Source organism: Bradyrhizobium altum (assembly GCF_020889705.1).
GTDB lineage: Bacteria > Pseudomonadota > Alphaproteobacteria > Rhizobiales > Xanthobacteraceae > Bradyrhizobium > Bradyrhizobium altum.
On sequence record NZ_JACMYP010000543.1, the window covers coordinates 1 to 1,284 of the forward strand.

A 1,284-nucleotide genomic window follows, 5' to 3' on the forward strand; every position below is an offset into this window, starting at 1 on the left:
AAGTGTTCAGCCCGGGGACATGACCGACGGGTGTTCGGGGACATAGCCGACACTTTTTCCGCTCGCCAAATCAATGATAGCGACTTGGTGGGCGGCGAAGAAGACACCGTATTGCGCGCTGTTTGGCGAGGGACGAATGGCAAGGCGCTCACCGCGGAAGGCCTGCGGGACCTTCCAAAGGCATCCCTTGAAGCTGATGTAGGCCTTGGTCGTGGAGACGTGGCGCACGATCTCGTGGCTGTCGTATTCGACCTCCGGCAAGCGATCGGGCATGGCCCGCTGGCTCGGCCGATATCGACTGGCCGGCACCTGCTGTCCAAGCGCCTCATGCGGCCGTTCGAAGTTGTAGACCTCCCGCCAGGCGTCAAAGGCGCGCTGTGTCTCCGCGAGATCACGGAACTGCCGCAGCGCGAAGACCTCAGCGGCGAGCGTGCGATGGAACCGTTCGTTCTTGCCACGGCTTTGCGGGTGATAGGGGCGACTGTGGATGACCGCGATGCCGAGCTTGAGCAGCCAGACCGAGAACCGCGTCCACCGCTCGCCAGAAGGATCCCCCCACGGTGAACCATTGTCGACGAAGAAGGCCTCCGGCAGACCGTAATGACGGAAGGTCTTCTCCAGGCGACTACGCACCGTATCGGTGCGTTGATCGGCGCAGGCCTGTAGGCACAGATCATAGCGCGAGTGGTCGTCGACCACTGTCAGAGGATGGCATTGAGCGTCATTGCCGAGCCGAATCCAGCCTTTGAAGTCCATCTGCCACAACAGATTGGGGGCCGGCATCTCGAAACGCTGGCTTGCCACTGCGCCGCCGAGCGGAGGCTTGATACGGCCATCTCGACGCAAGATCTCATGGACCGTCGAAACTGCCGGCGCATGATAGCCTTCCCGTTCCAGGCAGCGAGCGATCTTGCGAGCTCCCCACGCCGGATGAGCATCGCGTACTGACAAAATGCGCTCTTCGAGCTTGCAATCGGTTCGTCCTGGGCTCGAATGCGGCCGGCGCGATCGGTCCGCGACGGACTGATCCACCTGCCATCGTGCGAGCCACTTGTAAGCCGTGTCGGGGTGAATGTTGAACCGACGGCAGAGCTCGCGTCGGTTCGCGCCCTCCTGCATCGCAAGCCGTACAAACTCGCGCCGTTGATCCATCACCGACACCTCACGCCAGGGCATGGACTTGGCCTCCCACTTTGCCAAATCCCTGCACTATGATGTGTCGGCTATGTCCCCGAACACCCGTCGGTCATGTCCCCGGGCTGAACATCAAGCCGGGCGATGACA

General features: G+C 62.0%; 1 protein-coding gene. It reads right to left on the minus strand.

The window, feature by feature from the left end; translation table 11 throughout:
- Positions 1 to 6: 6 nt before the first annotated feature.
- On the minus strand, positions 7 to 1,176 hold the full coding sequence (locus H8B02_RS47235) for an IS481 family transposase (protein ID WP_229172506.1): 1,170 nt from the start codon (positions 1,174 to 1,176) through the stop codon (positions 7 to 9).
- Positions 1,177 to 1,284 lie beyond the last annotated feature (108 nt).

What these genes read in the sequence shown, in the direction of transcription:
- H8B02_RS47235 (WP_229172506.1), bottom strand. Translation starts at nt 1,176, where the DNA reads ATGCCCTGGCGTGAGGTGTCGGTGATGGATCAACGGCGCGAGTTTGTA.